1 protein-coding gene is annotated in these 1688 nt (G+C 63.8%); it reads left to right on the forward strand.

All coding sequences use genetic code 11. From position 1 onward, the window contains the following. The first annotated feature begins 81 nt into the window (after nt 1-81). Nucleotides 82-1674, forward strand: a complete 1593-nt coding sequence (locus GHC57_RS20520) for a metallophosphoesterase (RefSeq protein WP_153347217.1) — start codon at nt 82-84, stop codon at nt 1672-1674. The last annotated feature ends 14 nt before the right edge of the window (nt 1675-1688 follow it).

The following is a 1688-nucleotide window of genomic DNA, read 5'->3' on the forward strand; positions in this document are numbered from 1 at the left end:
GTTCACGTTATGTTCTACGCCGTTTCAGGCCACCTGTCACCACATGATGTGGTCCCGGACTCAAAGGGATAAGCCTTTGGCGTGGATGTCGTGGTGGCGGATCTGGCGACCTTCTTCGGCGCCGAAGCCCGGGTGGACGCGATCGGCGCGGCCGCGCGCGCCCGGCCCGCCCACGACCCCGACCGACCGATCATCCTGCTGGACGAGGGGGCGCGTCAGATCGACGCCGAGGACACCGCCGGGCAGAACATGCGGGCCCTGCTCGCGCAACTGTCGGCTGCGGCTCGTGACGGGCGCATCATTCTTTGCCACGCCGAGATCCCCCAGTTCTTCGAACGCTGCCGCGACCAGGGCGACACCCTGGAGCGTCCGTCCGAACTCGTGACGCAGAACCCGATCCTGCTGGGTCCGGTCGAAGACGGTGTGCGGCAGGCCTTCCTGGCGCCGGTGGCCGCCGCCGGGCACGACGCGCTCATTGCAGAAATCGGCGCAATTCCCGGTGAACTGCAAAGCCTGCGCATCACCCCGAGCGGATCATCGGCCTCATTGTCGGGCGACGGCCTGCGCGACGCCTTCGAGACGTCCTGGACAGAGGTACTGCGCACCGTCTGGAAGAACCTCGCCCCGGAAGAACAGGCCGTGCTGTGGCTCGCCTGCCAGCCGGAAACGGCCTCGCGCGACCTGTTGTCCAGGGCCGGCGGCGTGGTTCTGCGACGGCTCGCGGCGTGGGGTCTGGTGCGTCAGAAACCCGGCAAGAAGTACATGGCCAGCAGCGAGGCGAACCGGGACCTGCTGGCGGGCCTCATGGAGGAACCCAAACCCGGCGTCCTGCGCCGGGTTCTGGAGCATGTGCCGGATGAGATCGATACGGACGAGGAGCGTGAGGGGGAGCCGCAATCGACCTTTCAGGACGGGTTCATCATTCACCAAATCTCGGATCTGCACTTCGGACAGTTCAGCGAGGAAATCGGCAACAAGTGGCTGTGTGAATACTATCTTGATTTTCTGCGCACGCTCCCACCTCGCAAGCGGCCTCACGTTGTCGTCATCTGCGGCGACCTCACCAGTTTCGGACTCGACAAGGAGTTCGTTGACGCCGCCCGGTTCGTTCAGCAGTTGAAGGGAAGCGCCGGCCAGAACGGCAGCGCCCTTCTCCAACCGCTCTACACCGGATCGGAGCCGGATTGCGCCAAGCAGATCGTCGTCGTCCCGGGCAACCACGATGTGACATGGCGGGAACAGCGTTCGGATGGGGAAGCCGCAATCCGGCCGTTCAAGAAATTCCTCGATATCACGCAGGTCCTGACGCCGCTGGCACCCTGCCCGGCCGTCCACTTCGAGCCGGTCTCGGTCACCATCGTCGCCTGCAACTCCGCCCATCTGGGCGGCGTGGACGTTCCCGCCGAGTACCTTTCCATGCCGCCCGAGTTAAGACAGGAACATGGCCCCGCGCTCTCCCAGGTCCTGCGCGAAATCCGCCGGGTGGTCGAGGAAAATGCGGCCATGCAGCAAGGCAAGTCGGATGCCGCATCGCGCGAGAAAGCGCTGAAAGACATCATCCGATTCACATGGGGCTATGTTGACCCCGCTTTTCTCAATCAAATCAGGGAGAAGGCTTATCCCTTTGAGTCCGGGACCACATCATGTGGTGACAGGTGGCCTGAAACGGCGTAGAACATAACGTGAAC

The sequence above is a fragment of the Roseospira navarrensis genome (assembly GCF_009601025.1).
Taxonomy (GTDB): domain Bacteria; phylum Pseudomonadota; class Alphaproteobacteria; order Rhodospirillales; family Rhodospirillaceae; genus Rhodospira; species Rhodospira navarrensis.